At 37.8% G+C, this 19,342-nt stretch carries 15 protein-coding genes; 13 read left to right on the top strand and 2 right to left on the bottom strand.

The genetic code is table 11. The features are described from left to right. Nucleotides 1-6 precede the first annotated feature (6 nt). From B8955_RS00915 to B8955_RS00870, 10 genes are all read left to right on the top strand, one after another. Entirely contained in the window at nucleotides 7-753 is a 747-nt protein-coding gene (locus tag B8955_RS00915; protein WP_084097796.1) for a Stp1/IreP family PP2C-type Ser/Thr phosphatase, read from the top strand. Beyond that, nucleotides 750-2,849: a Stk1 family PASTA domain-containing Ser/Thr kinase gene (pknB, locus tag B8955_RS00910; RefSeq protein WP_084097795.1), complete on the top strand. Its 2,100-nt coding sequence runs from the start codon at nucleotides 750-752 to the stop codon at nucleotides 2,847-2,849. Before B8955_RS00915 ends, pknB begins: the two co-directional genes overlap by 4 nt. Continuing rightward, the gene (gene rsgA, locus B8955_RS00905) at nucleotides 2,849-3,751 is read left to right on the top strand and encodes a ribosome small subunit-dependent GTPase A (protein ID WP_084097794.1); all 903 of its coding nucleotides are present in this window, start codon (nucleotides 2,849-2,851) and stop codon (nucleotides 3,749-3,751) included. Before pknB ends, rsgA begins: the two co-directional genes overlap by 1 nt. 94 nt (nucleotides 3,752-3,845) lie before the next feature. Next, a complete protein-coding gene (rpe, locus tag B8955_RS00900; RefSeq protein ID WP_084097793.1) occupies nucleotides 3,846-4,496 on the top strand; it encodes a ribulose-phosphate 3-epimerase in 651 nt (216 codons plus the stop codon). A gap of 9 nt (nucleotides 4,497-4,505) precedes the next feature. Further along, nucleotides 4,506-5,174, top strand: a complete 669-nt coding sequence (locus B8955_RS00895) for a thiamine diphosphokinase (RefSeq protein ID WP_084097792.1) — start codon at nucleotides 4,506-4,508, stop codon at nucleotides 5,172-5,174. Between the two features lie 78 nt (nucleotides 5,175-5,252). After that, nucleotides 5,253-5,441: a 50S ribosomal protein L28 gene (gene rpmB / locus B8955_RS00890; protein ID WP_084097791.1), complete on the top strand. Its 189-nt coding sequence runs from the start codon at nucleotides 5,253-5,255 to the stop codon at nucleotides 5,439-5,441. A gap of 345 nt (nucleotides 5,442-5,786) precedes the next feature. After that, nucleotides 5,787-6,104, top strand: coding sequence for a hypothetical protein (locus B8955_RS00885; RefSeq protein ID WP_084097790.1), 318 nt, complete (start codon nucleotides 5,787-5,789; stop codon nucleotides 6,102-6,104). Nucleotides 6,105-6,324: 220 nt separating this feature from the next. After that, nucleotides 6,325-7,335, top strand: coding sequence for a class 1b ribonucleoside-diphosphate reductase subunit beta (nrdF, locus tag B8955_RS00880; RefSeq protein ID WP_084097789.1), 1,011 nt, complete (start codon nucleotides 6,325-6,327; stop codon nucleotides 7,333-7,335). A 554-nt stretch (nucleotides 7,336-7,889) separates the two neighbouring features. Continuing rightward, nucleotides 7,890-10,247 carry a CAMP factor family pore-forming toxin gene (locus B8955_RS00875; protein WP_084097788.1) on the top strand — a complete coding sequence of 786 codons (2,358 nt, stop codon included), beginning with the start codon at nucleotides 7,890-7,892 and terminating at the stop codon, nucleotides 10,245-10,247. A gap of 229 nt (nucleotides 10,248-10,476) precedes the next feature. Further along, on the top strand, nucleotides 10,477-13,287 hold the full coding sequence (locus B8955_RS00870) for an LPXTG cell wall anchor domain-containing protein (protein WP_084097956.1): 2,811 nt from the start codon (nucleotides 10,477-10,479) through the stop codon (nucleotides 13,285-13,287). A 135-nt stretch (nucleotides 13,288-13,422) separates the two neighbouring features. Here B8955_RS00870 and nrdE read toward each other — a convergent pair whose 3' ends face one another. Together nrdE and nrdI are read right to left on the bottom strand one after the other, a co-directional pair. Continuing rightward, nucleotides 13,423-15,609 carry a class 1b ribonucleoside-diphosphate reductase subunit alpha gene (nrdE, locus tag B8955_RS00865; RefSeq protein ID WP_084097787.1) on the bottom strand — a complete coding sequence of 729 codons (2,187 nt, stop codon included), beginning with the start codon at nucleotides 15,607-15,609 and terminating at the stop codon, nucleotides 13,423-13,425. Next, complete coding sequence (gene nrdI / locus B8955_RS00860) at nucleotides 15,590-15,967, bottom strand: class Ib ribonucleoside-diphosphate reductase assembly flavoprotein NrdI (protein WP_084097786.1); 378 nt, start codon at nucleotides 15,965-15,967, stop codon at nucleotides 15,590-15,592. The genes nrdE and nrdI overlap by 20 nt, the downstream gene beginning before the upstream one ends. Before the next feature lie 356 nt (nucleotides 15,968-16,323). On the opposite strand from nrdI, the gene B8955_RS00855 reads away from it, so the two are divergent. The 3 genes from B8955_RS00855 to B8955_RS00845 all read left to right on the top strand — a co-directional run bounded on the left by B8955_RS00855 (nucleotide 16,324) and on the right by B8955_RS00845 (nucleotide 19,338). Then, a complete protein-coding gene (locus B8955_RS00855) occupies nucleotides 16,324-16,689 on the top strand; it encodes an Asp23/Gls24 family envelope stress response protein (RefSeq protein WP_084097785.1) in 366 nt (121 codons plus the stop codon). Nucleotides 16,690-16,722: 33 nt separating this feature from the next. Continuing rightward, a complete protein-coding gene (locus B8955_RS00850) occupies nucleotides 16,723-18,417 on the top strand; it encodes a DAK2 domain-containing protein (protein WP_084097784.1) in 1,695 nt (564 codons plus the stop codon). A gap of 336 nt (nucleotides 18,418-18,753) precedes the next feature. Then, nucleotides 18,754-19,338 carry a YdcF family protein gene (locus tag B8955_RS00845; protein ID WP_084097783.1) on the top strand — a complete coding sequence of 195 codons (585 nt, stop codon included), beginning with the start codon at nucleotides 18,754-18,756 and terminating at the stop codon, nucleotides 19,336-19,338. Nucleotides 19,339-19,342 lie beyond the last annotated feature (4 nt).

The raw sequence follows: 19,342 nt of genomic DNA, 5'->3' as shown, positions 1-19,342 counted from the left end.
GATAAAATGAAAATAGCTCAGTTGACAGATGTAGGAGCAAAAAGACAAACGAATCAAGACCAAGTGGGTGTATTCAATAATCAAGATCAGTTACAATTATTAGTTCTATGTGATGGTATGGGAGGCCATAATGCGGGTGATGTCGCATCCGAGATGGCATTATTCCATATTGGGCATGCGTGGGAGCAAACCGAAGCAATGACCGATAGCCAGTTCGTGATGGACTGGATGGTTGATATGATATCGCAAGCGAATACGCGTGTGTATGAAAAAGGGCAACAATATCTAGGCTTGCAAGGTATGGGAACGACTTTGATTGCTGTGGTTGTTTTAGACGGACAAGCATTGATTGCTCACGTTGGCGATAGTCGTGTTTATCAAATAAAAAATCGCTTGATTGAACAAGTAACCAAAGACCATTCATTCGTTCAAGAATTGGTGGATTCCCAAGTCATTACTGAAGAAGAAGCTCAAACCCACCCGCAACGAAACATTGTGACTCGTGCGATTGGAACTGATCAAACGGTAAATATTGAAACTCAAATTTTACCACTAGAGTTAGAAGATGTTTTACTAATTTGTTCCGATGGGTTAACCGATATGATTCCAGCGACAGAAGCGATAGAGGTGTTTAACCAAGCAACGACCTTGGAAGAGGCGGCTGAAGCTTTGATTTCAGCGGCTAATGCTTCTGGTGGCAAAGATAATATTTCGGTTATCCTTGCACAAATAGAAGGGAGCGATATTGGATGAGAACGGGCCAAATTATTGATGAACGTTATGAAATCATTCGTCATATTGGTTCAGGAGGAATGGCTAATGTTTACTTAGCGTACGATCCAATATTGGAACGCCAAGTAGCCATTAAATTTTTAAGTCTTGGAAATAATAATCAAAGTGATGCGGTACGTCGTTTTGAACGCGAAGCATTATCAATTTCTGAGTTAAATCATCCCAATATTGTAGCTATTTATGACATTGGTGAGGATATTGAAGGCAAGTTTATTGTCATGGAATATGTTGAAGGGATTGACTTAAAAGAATACATTAAACAAAATCATCCGATTCCCCTACATGAAATTCAACATATTATGCTACAAATTATTTCTGGTATGCAGACAGCTCATGAAGTAGGTATTATTCATCGCGATTTAAAACCACAAAATATTATGGTCAAACCTGATGATACCGTCATTATTATGGACTTTGGGATTGCGGTAGTGAGTACCGAAACGGCGATTACACAAACTAATACGATTATTGGTTCGGTGCACTATTTATCTCCTGAACAAGCACGTGGAAGTCTCGCAACCAATCAATCGGATATTTATTCCTTAGGGATTGTGTTATATGAAATGATAACTGGACGTGTGCCTTTTGATGGGGAGTCCGCTGTTAGTATTGCGCTAAAACATTTTCAAGAACCGCTACCGGATATTTCAACTTATCGTGAGGATGCGAGTCAGCCATTAATTAATGTCGTCAAAAAAGCGACTGCCAAAGATGCGAAAGACCGTTATGATGATTGTAATGAAATGTATGATGATTTAGCCACAGTTTTTGATGAGAAACGGCAGTCAGAACCAGAATTTATTCCGATGGGGATGCAACATGCGACCATCGCAATGGCTAAAGATGAAATTGAAGAAAAATTAAAATATACGGATGAATATCAGGCAATGGCTGCTGGTAAGGAACGCGATGCTAAAAGCGAAGAAGAAACGCAAGTGACGCCAGTTGCCCCGATTCCGATGAAAGAAACAACAGCTGAAGCGGCGGAAGTGGAGCCAGAAGAGGAGAAACCGTTAAAAGAGGGCATCCATATTAGCGATACACCAGCTGAGAAGAAACGCAAACGTAAGAAGTGGATCATGATTTTATTACCCCTTCTGATTGTGTTATTGGTTGTTGGTGCTTTCTTGTTTAATCGGAGTCGTCAAGTTGACTTGCCTGACTTAAGAAATATGACGCAGCGAGAAGCAGAACTCACCTTGCAACAAGCAGGGTTAACGGTGGGGGACGTTGAAGAAGTCTTTTCAGATGATGTGGACGATGGCCGTATTGTGGATACCAATCCGCATCCGAATAGTAAAACCAGAAAAAATGCTGAAATTGATTTAGAATTAAGTAAGGGACCAGAGCCTTATCAAATCAAAGACTATACAGGTAAAGAATATAAAAATGCGCAAAAAGAACTCGCTGATAAAGGCTTTACCGTTGAAAAAGTCGAAGAATATAGCGATTCGGTTCCGGAAGGTCAAATTATCGCTCAAAGTATCGCTCCCGAAGAAGAAGTGATTCCCAAAGAATCCACGATGACCTTTACCGTCAGTTTAGGGGTTGAACGCTTTACTATGCCTGATTTAAGTGATTTAAATCGTGCTGGAATTGAACAATGGGCAGCGAATGCAGGAGTTACTGTTAGTTTCTCTGAAGAAAACAACGATTCGGTTCCCCAAGGCGGCGTCTTATCACAAAGCATTAATGCGGGAGATACTTTTATTGTCGGTGATAAATTAAATGTTGTCTTATCTAGCGGACCAAAAACAACGACGTTCAATAAATCCATCCAAATTGAATATAAAGAGCCGGAAAATAATGATGAAGATACCAACGATGACGAAGATGATGAGTCCGAATCTTCCTCCTCATCAAGTCAATCGAAAGAAAATACGATTGAAATCTTTGTTCAAGATTTAAATAATGATTATTCGAGTCCGGTTGATACATTCACGATTTCAAAAAATCGGGAATATAATTTAGAATTTACAACGCGTGAAGGCGATAGTGCGCGTTATAAAGTGGTTCGAGATGGTGAAGTCATTGATGAAACGCAGGTGAGTGAATAATGGAATTAACCGGTCAAATTGTGAAAGCATTAAGTGGGTTTTATTATGTCGAAGAATCTGAAACGCACCATGTCTATCAAACGAGAGGGCGTGGTCAATTTCGTAACACGGATACGACCCCACTCGTTGGGGATTGGGTCAATTTTACGACAACTAATCCTGACGAAGGCATTTTAACAGCCATTAATCCACGCAAAAATGATATGATTCGTCCGCCTGTTGCGAATGTCGATTTGGCGTTCTTAGTCGCATCAGTGGCTGAACCTAAAATTTCACCGAAATTAATTGATCGTTACTTAGTTTATTTAGAAAGTCTTGGGATTCAACCCATTTTATACTTATCAAAAGTCGATTTATTATCGGCTCAAGAACGCGAAGAGTTAGTTGATTTAATTAGTCTTTATCAACAAATTGGCTATACCGTTTTCTTAAATACAGAATTAACTGGCAAGGCAGAACAATTGGCGACTCTCATTCAAAATAAAACGGTAGTTGCAGTTGGTCAGTCAGGAGTCGGAAAGAGTACGTTATTGAATGAACTATTACCTGAACGTGTGATTGAAACCGCTGAAGTGTCACAATCGTTGGGACGTGGCAAACATACGACACGGCATACTGAATTACATGATGTGTTTGGTGGGAAAGTTGCCGATACCCCAGGTTTTTCAAATATCGCTATTGATTATATCCCTAAAGAAGACTTGGATAGCTATTTTCCTGAGATGTTGGCACTCAAAGGCCAATGTAAGTTTAGACAGTGTACACACCAACATGAACCTCAATGTGTGGTTAAAGCAGCTGTCGAGACTGGCCATATTAGTCAACAACGTTATGATTCTTACGTTCAAATGTATCACGAAATAGCCGATGCGAAACCGCACTATAAACGAAAAAAATGCTAGTAATGAACTGGTCAACGCAAATTGGCGTTGACCAGTTTTTCATTATCCAGTAAGCTTGACATAAGATAAAATTGAGAGAAAAGAGGTTATATCAATGTATATTGCTCCGTCAATTCTTAGTGCAGATATTACACAACTTGGACGTGATGTCGAAAAAATTGAACGTGCCGGTGCTGATTGGGTACATATTGATGTTATGGATGGACATTTTGTTCCGAATTTAACATTTGGTGCTAATGTGGTTAAGGCTCTACGTGGTCAAACTAAACTAACGCTTGATTGTCATTTAATGGTTGCTAACCCTGAAGACTATGTTGACACCTATCAACAAGCAGGTGCTGATATTATGACAGTACATGCTGAAGCAACACCTCATATCCATTCCCTTGTTCAACGGATTAAACAAGCTGGAATGAAAGCGGGAGTGGCGATTAATCCAGGAACTCCAGTCAGCTTTATTGAACCGATATTATCAGACGTTGATTTAGTATTAGTAATGACCGTGAATCCAGGATTTGGTGGTCAAAAATTTATTGAACAAACGCTAGATAAAATGGCAGCTTTAAATACCTATCGCCAAGAAAATGATTACCATTACTTAATTGAAGTCGACGGTGGTATTAATGATGATACGGCGAAACAATGTTTAGACCAAGGTGTCAATGCTTTCGTCGCAGGCTCATATATTTATGGGGCGAAGGAAGTTGAACGACCAATTGCGATGTTAAGACATTTAGAGAAATAGAGGGATACTGTGCAAGTCTTTATGATAGGTAGCGGGCCATTTGATGAGGCTTATTTTAAACAATATGTAGAAGATGTTATGGATAACAAGCACGGCGAAGCAGTTTATGTCGGCATTGATTTAGGGGCGAAACGATTCGTAGAAATGGACGAAACGATGGTGTTTGCCTTAGGAGATTTTGATTCTGTCTCCGAGACAGATTACCAACATATTGTTGACAATGCGAATGACGTCATTCGTTTAAATCCGATGAAGGATGAAACGGATATGCAAGCAGGTCTTAATTGGGTGATTGACCATTACCCTAATGCTGAGTATCATTTACTTGGTGCATTAGGCGGTCGAGTCGACCATTCATTATGTAATTTATGGATGATATTTATGCCCGAATATCAACGCGTATTAGAACACATTCATCTTATCCATCCTAAAAATTGGGTGAACTTCTTATCACCTGGCCAATTTCAGGTAAATAAAGTTTCTGAGATGACGTATCTCTCATTTATTTTAATGACGCCAGTCCAAGAACTCACATTAACAGATGTGGTCTATCCACTTGATCGCGCAACGTATCGCTATCCAATGGCTTTAATTAGTAATGAATTTCTAGCGAATCATACGCAAATGTCTGGTTCGTTTAAAACCGGCTTGATTGCTGTGATTCAATCTCGTGATTAACAAAATAATACTTGTGTATTAAATAAAATTCTGATAGACTAGTCTAGTATATGAAAAATGTCAGAGGAGGGTAATGAAATGGCAAAAGAATGCTACTACACAGGACGTAAAGCAAAAAGTGGTAACAACCGTTCTCACTCAGTAAAAGCAACAAAACGTACTTTCGGTGCTAACTTACAAAAAGTTCGTGTAATGGTTGATGGAAAACCTAAACGTGTTTGGGTTTCAGCACGTGCCCTAAAATCAGGTAAAGTACAACGTGTTTAATTCATCCACTATTCAATAGATATTAAAACCACGTGATGACATTGTCATGACGTGGTCTTTTTTTGTGCATATCAAAAAAATTTTTCGTTACCGCAAATAAAGAGTATTTCGAACACAGCCTAGCCTAATATACTATCTTTGTATCTAAAGTGTTGACTTGATAGGGTTTATCATCAAATAATTGCTAAAAACATACTAATCTAATTAATAGTAAGTAACAGTGATGCTATCAATATGGAATCGGTTTTATTAAACTGAAAAATATACCTTTAGTCCGCATTTGGGATATGTTATATTTGAGGAAAGTCATTTTGATGACTAAAAAGAGGAAGGTTAGGTGTAGGGATGCGTATAAAGTATATTCGCAATGTTGGTTTTGATTTTGATATCGCGCAATGGATTGCCGATTCAGAGTTAGTCAGTGATGATGACTGTCAGTATTTTATGCGATATCGCGACCTAGACTGCTGGCGAGTGATGGTTAAGCAAGAAGATTTCGCCCCTGAAGTGTATGTCATCGTTATCGAAGGAATGAATGCTTACTTAATTGCTTGTGAGGATGATGTCTTAACTGAAGAGACATTACAAGCTTTTATTCGTAAAACATTTGATTCCATCGAATATGATTGTTATGACGATGAATTGTCAGATACGAATTCATAATTTTTTCACGCGCTTATCAATTGGCGCGAAAAAATTTTACTTGCTTTAATAAGCAATTTGTAATAATAGACAGACTATTATGATTTTTTATTTGGAAATAAGTCCGATTATTTTTGTGTGTATTCATTTTATGGAATTCTTTCTAAATAATACTTTAATTTCATTCCGTGATTGAGTGAATCATGCTAGAATAGACAGTAATGAAAAAAGGGAGGATCATATGACGGATAAAAATTACTTTAATCAAATTGTCCATGGTGATGCGACTGACAAAGACGTGAAATACTACAAAGCGGTTGACTGGAACCGTGTCGAAGATGCGATTGATAAACAAACGTGGGAAAAATTAACGAGTCAATTTTGGTTAGATACGCGTGTTCCGGTATCTAATGACCGGAAAGACTGGCGTCAATTAACGCCAGAAGAACGCGATGTCGTTAATAAAGCGTTTGTTGGCTTGACTATGTTAGATACCTTACAATCTGAAGAAGGGGCTAACGTAATGCGTGATCATGTTCGTACGCAACATGAAGAAGCGGTCCTAAATAATATTCTGTTTATGGAAAGTGTCCATGCGAAATCTTATTCTACTATCTTCATTTCATTAAATGAATCTCAAGAAATTGATGAAATTTTTGAGTGGGGAGATACTAACGAACGCTTACAATATAAAGCAGAAGTCATTAACGATATTTATCAAAACGGAAATGCGTTACAAATGAAAATCGCTAGTGTCTTTTTAGAAACGTATCTATTCTATAGTGGTTTCTTCACACCTCTATGGTATTTAGGAAACGATCGTTTAGTTAACGTGGCGGAAATCATTAAATTGATTATTCGTGACGAATCTGTTCACGGTACCTATATTGGGTATAAATTCCAATTAGCATATCAAGAATTATCTGAAGATGAACAATATGAATTGACAATGTGGATGTATGATTTACTTGAAAAACTAATGGATAATGAAGATAAATATGCGGAAGAAGTCTATGACCAAGTGGGATGGACAGAAGAAGTAAAAGTCTTCATTCGTTACAATGCGAATAAAGCGTTACAAAATTTAGGATTCCCAGCGTTATATGACGAAGGAACAGCAGAAAATGTTAACCCAATCGTTATGAATGGTCTATCAACTGATACAACGAACCATGACTTCTTCTCTCAAGTCGGCTCTGGCTACTTAATGGGAGAAGCGGAAGCGATGGACGACGATGACTATGACTTCTAATAATCTGTAAATCAAGGAATAAAACGACTGATAATAAGTTATCAGTCGTTTTTTCGTATGCTATCACTATCGAATATGAGGAAAAATCAAGTTAAATGAGAGATTTAATATATTAAAAATAGGCTTTACAAGGCGATAATAAAAAACAGAATAACTTACTTTAAATAACCTGTCTAAAATAAAAATACAATTGTGCATTTATTTGAACTTTGTGTGACGAATTGTTGAATATTTTTAAATTAAAACAATATCGAAACAATTTAATAGTGTAAAATTCACATTTATGAAATCGCTTAAACTATCTAATTTCAAATTGAAAAAATCTCATTTAATTAAAATATAAGCGTTACAATTCTAATGTAATATTATGTAACCTTTATGTAACCTACATGTAATATAATGTTTTATTATCCGGGTGTAAAGTGAAATCAAGGAAAACAAACAGCTGTCCGACGGGGCTTATCACTTCATATTTTGTCGTTTCGTTTTCCGCTTATGTAGCTACATAAAATATTTTTACCACAAGCAAATAAATATTTTATGGAGGGGTAACTATGCCATTAGAGATGAATAAAAAAATGATGCTAACATCATCTGCTTTAGTGTTATCAGGGTTACTTGCTGTCAGTACATCGACTGTATCAGCTGCAGAAGTTGACACAGAGAAACCAGTTGATACTGAAGCCATTCAACCAGTTGCGGATATCTCTGTCCCTGTTGACACAAAAGAAGTTCCTGAAGTCACAGCAGAAGATGTTGCCGAAGCCTTACCAACATCTGACGAAAATACTACTGAAACAGAAACAACTGTCAATGTAGACGAAGCTACTAGTGATCAAACAGATACCGATATTGTGACGCCAGATCGTCCAACTGAAACAGATTCAAAAGAAGTGGCAGACGATACGGCAACTGATAACGTCGAAATCCCTGCTGATGAAGGCGACCCTGAAACGCTTAACGGACCTTCTCATGATGAAATCGTTAATAAAGTAGATGAAATTAAAAATGATAAAGCAGCTTCTGATGAAAGCTTAGAAACTGCGATTAGTCGTGGGGAAGAAGCCATTGCCAATATCGACAAAGCACAAGCAAACGCTAAAGCATCTGATAAAGAGGTCGAAACAGCTAAAGGTGATCCATTAGTCAGTGAAAAACTAGACTATGTGGTTCCTTCTAAACGTGACATTAATTATGAACGTCTAGCTGATTTTATGAAAAATCATCGTCAAACGTTCAATAAATTGATTGAAATCGGTTCTGAAGTGGCGACATTAGGTAAAGACGAAGTGACAAGTTCAGAAAGAATTATTGAACTAGGTCAAATTATTATGGATGATTCCATTGATTCAGAAGTCTTATATGATGTGGCAGCCTTTATTACCCAATTCCCAGATTATAAAGATGTAACTTTAACACCGGGAGCATTAGATGGTAGTCGTTACGAAGAAAATCCATTATTTGAATCATTAACACCTCCAGGTAATACACCTAAATTGGAAGACTGGACGATTGGTGACGACAAAGAAATCAATATCGAAGACCTCGTGAAAAAAGGAATGAGCGTCTCTGATGCGGTAATGACAGTCATTGATAGTCGATTAAACGGTAAAGTATCTACCGCTGAAATTGGTTCAATTATTGATACCGTGACACCAACTGGCTCATTATTCCATGACATTGGCGCCTTAATTGAACGAGTGGCTTACCTTCATGCCAACGCTAAACGTGAAGATGTTCTAAAAGGCACTGAAATTGTTGGTGTTATTGCGGAACTCGTTCCAACTGAAGTGACTTTAAATGGAACACCTGTCCGTTATGTGATTGACAAACTAGGCTCAATGGCACAAGACATTGGACAATCTGTGATCAAAGGAATGGTGTCATTCTTCGAACCCGGTAATTTCTACAATGTCAATACATGGCGTTTACGCGCGCAATTGTTTGTTGAAGCAGCTAAAGCAATTCATACAGCAACACACGATTGGACACGTAAACCTCAAATTGTTCACTCTAAAGCTGGATTGGAAATTACCCATGCCTTTATGGCCGTGGTTGACCCATTCTCTAATGTCGAACGTTTAACGAAACGAATTAAAGATATGCAAGGTTTAGTGGCTTATGGGAATAATTTCCGTGACATTACACCATTAGATATTGCCACAACTTACGTGAAACGTGCACTTGCTGATACAATTTGGCAAACGCGTTTTGACCGTGACGAATATATCTTATCTAAAGTCCCATTTGAAGTGTACCATGAACTCAATAAAGCTATTACTAAAGCAGTAGGGGTCCAATTAAATCCAGAAACATTAGTATTTGAAATTGATAATGCCATTGCTAATTTAAAAGGGGCTTATCAAAAAGCAATTGACTATCTAAATTCAATCCCTAAAGAAGAACAAATCGCATCTAACCAATTGAAACGTGACTTAAAAGATTTAATTTGGCAAACGCGTTTTGATCGTGACAAATATGTCTTAGGCAAAGTCCCAACTGAAGTTTATACGAACTTGAATAAAGTCATCACTAAAGCAGTGGGATTACAATTAAAAGTCAAAAGTAAAACAGTGGACGTCGAAGCTGTTATGGACGAGTTAAAAACGACATTAGCTGATGCCAAAGCTCAAGCCGAAGACGTTCAAGCTAATAAAGCATCATTCTCCTTCAAACGTGAATTAGCTGACTTAATTTGGCAAACGCGTCGTGAACGTGATCAATTTGTTCTAGGTAAAGTACCTAGTGACGTTTACACTAATTTAAATAAAGTAATAACGGCAGCTGTTGGCGTTCAGTTAGCCGTGAATGCTACAAACGGCGAAGTAACTCAAGCCATGGATAGCTTGAAAAATGCTTTAGCCAAAGCGAAAGAAATCGCTAGTGCCAAAGTAGCGACTGTAACGGCATAGCATGAACAATATTGTATATTTGATTTAGAAGCACTCTAATTATAGGGTGCTTTTTTAGTCTGATTATAATCTGGAGAGAATAAATAATATGTTAAATAATCAATTGATATGATAGTGTTCATATTGGCAATTTCTGAGGCTTTTTAGTATAGCTTTTTGATTTTTTTCTAGTATAAAAAGTTCAACTTTAGTAACTTATTATGTTTTTTAATTTTTGGAGGAGCGAAAAATGGTTAGTAAAAATAATAAACAAGTTTTATTAGAAAAATCCGCTAACAAAGTTTACCGTTACGCAGTCAAACGGTTATCCGTTGGGGTAGCGTCGGTTGCTGTTGCAGCGGGATTATTATTTAGCACCCAAGCAACTGTTGCTCAAGCAGCGGTTGAAGACAATGCAACAGATACGGCAGAAGTCGTTGAACCTTCCGCAGAGAAAGAGACACCTGTATCTGAAACAGAATCCGTTGAGAATACAGAAGAGGCAGCTGCACCTTCTGTAACAGAAGCATCAGTAGAAACTGAAGCTGTAGAAGAAGCTCCAGCGGTTTCTGAAGAATCTTCAGAAACAGTGGAAAGTAATACAACAGAAGCTGTAGAAGACAAAGAAGCAACGAAAGAATCTGTATCTAATGATTCAAATTCTACAAATGAAGCATCAGTAGAAAATGACTCATCAGAGGAATCATTAGCAAATGAAGAACATGCTACTGCTGATTCATCATCTGAAGATAAAACGTCAGCTCTGGAGTCAGAAAGCTCAGCTACGATAACGAAAGCATACGCATCATCCGCACCAGCTTCGCCAACGCCAGCTCTGGAGTCAGAAAGCTTAGCTACTGGTAATGTTTCACTTGGTGCTAAATCTTTAGAAACAGCTGATGAAGGAACCAAGCAGGAATACAATACGCAGAATATTGCGTTAACCTTCGATGATATTTTAGACCCTGAGAAAAATACAGCGAAGACTTTAGACTATAAACTCACGTATTATAATGCTGCCATACCAAGAAGTGTTATGAAGGTACGCATCGTTTTAGATGATGAGATTGCGAACCAAGTAGACACCATTATTATAAATAAGAATGGGAATACAAGTTCTCCACAAACATTCAGCCGCGTTTCTGATAATGAAGGGCAGTTAACTAATATCTGGGAATTGCCAATTCGACAAACACACGACGGGACGCTGGGTGTTAAGGAAATGTCAGGAACCATTACTTTTAAACAAGCGGTTAAGGATGTATTTAAACTGGAACAAGAAAATACACCGATATATGGGTACCGTGCGTTTGTATTTGATTCTAACCAAAAGAAAATTGTTGAAGACGCTAATCAAACAGGGGTCTTCGTTGTAAATAGAGATCAGAAAGTTGCTGAGCCTACGACAGATACACAATATCAAAAACTCTATCGTAATTCAGCATCACAAATTATCTTTAACCCGTCAATTGGCACACACGGTGGGTTCATTATTGACCACATGATGAATAAAGCTACTGGTGTGCCTAGACCATCATTAATGAACAAGTCAAAATTTAATATAAAAATTGATCCACGGTTAGTTCAATATATTGATCATGGTGAATTGCATTTTCTCCCTTACAGTTTTACCGGCGGAGTAAATTATGAATACCTTCCAGAAAATTACCGGACAGCCATTGAATTCAATGATCAAGGGCTTGCTGGCTACCAAGGGACGGGGCGATTTGCAGACGAAATATTAAATATTAATGGTGCACAGAACCCATCGATTATTCGTGCCGTCTTGCCATTAAATCAGGATGTGTCGAACCTCATCGGCAAAAATGAAGAGGGAAACTTAGCATTTAAAGTTAATGATGGTCAGTTATTATTGCCGATCACTACCTACTTCTCTACGAGTGACGGTGGATTGATTCCGGGGACGGACGCTTACGGTGCCTTGCTAGCATTTACTGTAGAAGATATTGCCCCAGGCGTTATTGAAGAAGAATTCGCTGGATACGGTTCAGTTCAAATTCGTGTAGTTGACAGTGCAAGCAACCCTATTGAAGGTGCAACTGTTGAATTATTAAACATGGAAACAGGTGAAGGACGTCAAGTTCAAACTGACGAATTCGGTAACGCAAACTTCACTGATGTATTAGCTGATCAAACTTATACAGCTGCATTAGCTGCTGTACCTGAAGGTTATGAATATAACGCTTATCGTACAAGTGAAATTGCTGTAGAAAACACTGGTCATTACACTGACTTTATTGCAGTAAATGAAGCTGAAGAAGAAGCTCCTGTTGAAGAAGAATTCGCTGGACACGGTTCAGTTCAAATTCGTGTAGTTGACAGTGCAAGCAACCCTATTGAAGGTGCAACTGTTGAATTATTAAACATGGAAACAGGTGAAGGACGTCAAGTTCAAACTGACGAATTCGGTAACGCAAACTTCACTGATGTATTAGCTGATCAAACTTATACAGCTGCATTAGCTGCTGTACCTGAAGGTTATGAATATAACGCTTATCGTACAAGTGAAATTGCTGTAGAAAACACTGGTCATTACACTGACTTTATTGCAGTAAACGAAGAAACTCCTAAAAACGCAGAAGGCGAAGACGGTTCTGAATGGGTAGAAGACATTGCCCCAGGCGTCATTGAAGAAGAAGTTAACGATGGCACCGTTGGTTCTGAATGGGTAGACGATCCATATGCAGATGGCGAAGAAATCGTAGCTAAAGACTTAACAAATGCTAACGCTAAAGGCGAAGCAGGTAGCGAATATGTTAAAGATCCTTATGTAGAAGGTGAAGAAATCGTTGCTAAAGGTCAAGGCGGCGTTTACTTCGATGACGCAGCCGTAGAAGGCGAAGACGTTGTTACTCAAGACGAAAATGGTCTTCATGTTGAAAACCCATTCGTTGAAGGTAACAAAGAAGGAACTGTTGAAGCTGCTGAAACTATTGAAGGTGCATTACCTCAAACAGGTACTGCAGTTGGTACAGCTGTTGCTGGTTTAGGTGCTTTAGTAGCAGGTGCTGGTATCAGTTCACGTAAACGTAAAAAATAATTAATTTTGATTGTTCATACGATTTAAAAAGGAAGTGCATATGCACTTCCTTTTTTTATTGCTTATATATGAAGGCAATAAAAAAGCTTAGGGCGATGATGTCCTAAGCTTTTTGTATAGTGATTATTAGTCGAATTAGATGACACAGCTTTCACACATGTTAGCACCAATAATATCGCCATCATCTGTATATGTCCGAATGTAGTAAAGCGATTTGATACCTTTAGAATAAGCATAGTTTCTTAGTTTGTTCAAATCACGAGTAGTCATTTTATTGGTTTTGCCATTTTTCCATTCATAGAGACCTTCTGGAATTTCAGAACGCATGAATAAGGTTAATGACATCCCTTGATCAACGTGTTTTTGTGCCGCAGCATAAACATCAATAACTTTACGTTGGTCCATATCATAAGCAGATTCGAAATAAGGCATCGTATCGTTTGATAAATATGGTGTTGGATAGTAAACAGCACCTACGCTACCTTCTTGACGGTGTTCCACACGCCATACAATTGGGTGTAGGGAACTTGACGTTTCATTAATGTAAGAAATAGAGCCAGTTGGTGCAACAGCTAATAAGTAAGAATGGTAGAGACCATATTCTTGAATATCTTCATTTAAAGTTTTCCAGTCGTCATTAGTTGGTACGGGAATATTTTTGAAAATTTCCGCGTTTTTGTCAAATTCAAAGGTGAATTCTGGGCCGTCAATATAGTGGCTTTGTAACCAAGAACCATCAGCATATGCTGATTTTTCAAATTCGTAGAACGTTTCATTACGTTCTTTCGCGATGGCATTACTTGTTTTTAATGCCCAGAAGCGTAAGGTACGGAAGTAAGCATCCGTAAATTCTAATGACTCAGGAGAGCCATAGTGCATGTGGTGGACTGCAAAAGCAGTATGTAATCCCATAGCACCTAAACCGATAGAATTGTACTTAGCGTTACCATTTTGAACGGTAGGAACAGCATTAATACTGGTTAGGTCTGATACTTGAGTTAACGCACGAATCGCTGTATCGACTGATTTAGCGAAGTCATCCCCACGTACCATTTCGAGAATATTAGTTGAAGCTAAGTTACAACTAACATCTAAACCGACTTTAGCATAAGATAAGTCTTCATTAATTTCAGACGGTGTTTGGACTTGCATAATTTCTGAGCATAGATTACTCATAATAATGTCACCGTAAATAGGATTTTCACGGTTAGCAGTATCTACATTAATAATGTAAGGGTAACCGGATTCTTGTTGTAATTTAGACAATTCTTGTTCTAATTCACGAGCGTTAGTACGGTATTTACGGATATTGTCGTTTTTAACCATGTCATCATAGTTTTCGGTGATATTGACATAAGAGAATGGACGACCATATTCACGTTCCACATCGTAAGGACTGAATAAGAACATCGGCTCGTTTGATTTTAGTAAGTCATAATATTTATCAGGAACCACCACACCTAATGATAAGGTTTTAACACGAACTTTTTCATCAGCGTTTTCTTTTTTGGTTGATAAGAAAGCAAAAATGTCTGGGTGGAAGACGTTTAGATAAGTAACGCCAGCTCCTTGACGAGCACCTAATTGGTTTGCGTAACTGAATGAGTCTTCAAATAGTTTCATAACAGGAACAACACCAGAGCCCGCATTTTCGATGCCTTTGATTGGAGCACCGGCTTCACGTAAGTTACTTAGGTTGATACCAACACCACCGCCACGTTTAGATAATTGTAGAGCAGAGTTAACTGTACGACCGATACTTTCCATATTGTCTTGGACGTCGACTAGGAAGCATGACACCATTTCACCACGCGCTTTTTTACCTGAGTTAAGGAAAGTAGGTGTTGCCATTTGAATGCGATGGTTAATATGTTCGTTAGCGATATTCATTGCTAAGTCTTCATCACCTTGAGCTAAATAAAGAGCAGTGAAGGCGATACGGTCTTCATAACGTTCTAAGTAACGTTTTCCATCACGGGTTTTGAGCGCATATTGATTATAGAATTTAAACGCCCCCATAAAACTCATAAAACGGAATTTTTGATCATATAAATGTCGGAATAATTTCTTAATAAAATCAAAATCGTACATATTAATGAAATCTTCTTCAATATATCCATTATCAATGAGGTAATGGATTTTTTCATGTAGGGTATAGAAGAAGACGGTATTTGGATTGACGTGTTCTAAGAAATATGCCCGAACAGCTTCTTTATCTTTTTCTAACGGAATTTTACCATCGACAGGAATATTGACCCGGTTATTTAATTCAAAATAAGTAATAGCATGTGGTTTATCGACTCTAGTTGGTTGAGTTGTCAATTTTTTCAATCTCCTTTTCTAACAGTTTGACGTCATAATCGCTACCTTGGAATTCAAACATATGGAGTAGGGGAACATCGAAATCTTCCGCGAAATCCTTAGCTGAATAACAAAAAAGTTGAGCGAAGTTACGGTTACCGCCACCCATAACCCCACGACAATAAGAGGCGTTATCGCCAGTTTCCATAAAACGCCACATGATTTCTGTGGTTCCTTCGTCATATGTTGGAATAATGGCTATAAAAGGCTCTTGGATGGTTGCTTCTTGGCAATTCTTCTCAGTAACTTCAAAATGTGGGTGGTCTACTTTGTTGACAAACGCCCGCGTATTTCCCACAACAGACATATAAACAAGCATTCTTTCCCTCCTTAGACACCACTAGATATTGTGTATAAGGTGGTTATCCAAACAATATAAAGTGGTGAATTCCTATATGATTGTAAGTGATTTACAGCTGGTTGGCAAGTTAAAATACTTTGTAGAGTAGTGAGCATTGGAGGAAGAAAGCGACGTATCAAGGTTTCCCAATGATAAAATATTTTTTTGAAATTTTAGCCGTAAGTGTCTAGGAATAGGTCCTTATTTCAAGTGACTTTCCTTTTAACGGGAGATATTCTATAATAGTCAAGTGTGTGTTAAAATGAATAAATAAGTGTACCTAAAACACTTAGTTGCACATAGAAGTATTTGATCCTTTGAGGAGGTTATCAATTATGGCATTTATTATGCAATCAAAATTTGGTGATATTGAAATGACCAATGAAACAATCGCGACGGTAGTTGGCCATGCGACAACTCAAAACTATGGGGTTGTTGGGATGGCTAGTAAACACCAAATTCGTGATGGTATACAAGAAATTCTAAAAAGAGACAATTATTCACGTGGGGTTGTTGTGACAACCGATGATGATGGATTAGTTGTAGTGAATGTTTATATTGTGGTTAATTATGGAACAAAAATTTCTGAGATTTGCCGTAATGTGCAACGTTCAGTGAAATATGCATTAGAGACACAACTAGGACTATCAGCAAACGTCATTAATGTCTTTGTTCAAGATGTACGTGTGGTGGAAGACTAAACCATTCGTCGTTAATTGAGGAGGATTATAGCATTGGAAAATACAAGCATTAGTGTCACAGCTTTTCGTGACATGATTGAAGTCGGTGGCAACAACCTGAATGAGAACGCTGAATATGTTAACTCATTAAACGTATTCCCTGTTCCTGACGGTGACACCGGAACAAATATGAATCTGTCGTTTACGTCAGGCATGGAACATGTGAAGAATACGGAAGAAGAGACCATTCACGATATTGCCAAAGCCTTAGCAAAAGGTCTATTAATGGGTGCTCGTGGAAACTCAGGGGTTATTTTATCCCAATTATTCCGTGGCTTCTCTAAAGAACTAGAAAACGTTGAGACGGAAATTACTGCTCAAACCTTAGCCGCTGCCTTCCAATCTGGTGTAGATACAGCATATAAAGCAGTAATGAAACCAGTTGAAGGGACGATTCTAACGGTAGCACGTGAATCTGCTGAAGCAGGGGTAGCCGTTGCTGAACACTCAGATGATGTGATTGAAGTGATGCGTGCCGTCCAAGAAGCCGCACAAAAAGCATTAGACAATACGCCAGAACAACTTCCTGTCTTAAAAGAAGTTGGAGTGGTTGATAGTGGTGGACAAGGTCTATTATTTATCTATACTGGTTTCTTAGAATCATTAACAGGTGAAGCAGTTCCAGTTAATACGTTAGATCCTGAATCAACAGATATCACAGAACTTGCACATAATGATAATTTCTTCAATGCGTCTCACTCTGTGGATACCGAAGATATTAAGTACGGCTATTGTACTGAAATCATGGTGAAACTAGGTGCTGGTAAAACCGTAACTGATGAATTTGACTATGATACATTCCGGAATTATTTAGACGGATTAGGTGACTCATTATTAGTTGTTGCTGATGATGAAGTGGTTAAAGTTCATGTCCATACCGAAACACCAGGTGAAGTCATGAATTATGGCCAAAAATTTGGTGAACTGATTAAAATCAAAGTAGACAATATGCGTCGTCAACATGATGATATCTTGACCGGTAAAGGGTCTGGCAAAGAACACGAAGAACAACCAAAACAACCAACGAAAAAAGCCAAATTCGCTATTATTTCTGTGGCTGCTGGTGAAGGAGTCCATGAGTTATTCCGTAGTTTAGGCGTAACACAAATTATTAATGGTGGACAAACAATGAACCCATCGACTCAAGATATTTTAGAGGCGATTGAAAAAGCGCATGCTGAAAATATTATTATTCTACCAAATAACTCTAATATCTTTATGGCGGCTAATCAAGCGGCTGCTGTTTCAGAAACACCAGCTTGCGTAGTAGAAACCCGTTCAATTAACCAAGGTCTTGCATCGTTATTAGGCTTCAATGAAAATGCGACGTTAGAAGAAAATAAAGCCGCAATGACTGAAGAATTAGATAATGTGGTGTCTGGATCTATTACCAATGCGATTCGTGATACGAGTATCGATGGTGTCACGATTAAAGACGGTGACTACATGGGAATCATCGAAAAAGATATTAAAGTAGCGAATGCTGATTTAGAAACAGCAACTATTGAAACCATTAATGAGATGTTAGCCGATGATAGCGAAATTGTGACGCTAATTTATGGTGAAGATGTTACAGAAGATCAAGCCAATGCTATTGCTGAAGCTATCGAAGATCAACACGACGAAATCGAAGTTGAAGTTGTTAATGGTAAACAACCTGTTTATCACTACTTAATTTCAGCTGAATAATAATGATTTAAATTTGAAGAATAAGGAGTGATCTTATCACTCCTTATTTTTGCTGTCTTAAACAGAAGTCGTGCGATTAATAGGGACTACCCAGTTGTTCAATGATTATATGTGATTAATAGCTCAAAATAATCTTGATAAAGAGATATATAATTGAGTGGATTCATTTAGTGGGTAATCTAAATATTAATAATTCCTTACATTAGGCACTTTATGCTATGATAAAAGCTGTTATTTGTTTAATATTATGGTTAGTGAGTCGTGGTATTTTCTATAACAGAGAATGCATTAGTAGGATGTCAGTAATAAAACAACATCTAAGATAGTTAGGATATTATGAAAAAAGTACTATTAGTTATTGCTATGATTTTAGGAATATTTATTTTGCTCGTTTTGTTGAGTTATTATTTAATTATGGGGCATTTAATTGTGAATGAAGTTCCTAAAGAATCAGATATTATTATTGTACCTGAAGGACAGGTAACGCAGGAACGGGCTAATCGAGCAGTTCAATTATTGGATGAAGGGTATAGCAAAACCAATAAAATTATTGTATCTCCACTAGATGCAATAAATAGCGAATATTATTATGAAGGGGGAGCAACGAGTGATCAACTGATCAATGATCCAGCTGCTGATACCACTTATGAGAATGCCCAAAATACGTTGAAATTGATGGCGAAAATGGGACTTAAATCGGCGATTGTCACTTCTTCTGATTATCATATGAATCGAACACGTATGATTTATGAACGGGTGAATAAGGATTACCATTTTGATTTAACGTATGTTGCTGCGTTTTATCAGGTAGATGGTCAATTAGTCGCCTGGCCAGAAGCACCAGAATATATTCAAGATATCGCGCGTAATGAATACTGGAAAACCATTGGCTACTGGTTAGGGTTATACAAATTCATATAAAGCT

This window comes from Aerococcus suis (genome assembly GCF_900176325.1).
In the GTDB taxonomy this organism is placed as follows: Bacteria; Bacillota; Bacilli; order Lactobacillales; family Aerococcaceae; genus Aerococcus; species Aerococcus suis.
Note: the sequence above shows the minus strand (reverse complement) of the source record. Positions and strands in the feature narration are given on the sequence as shown.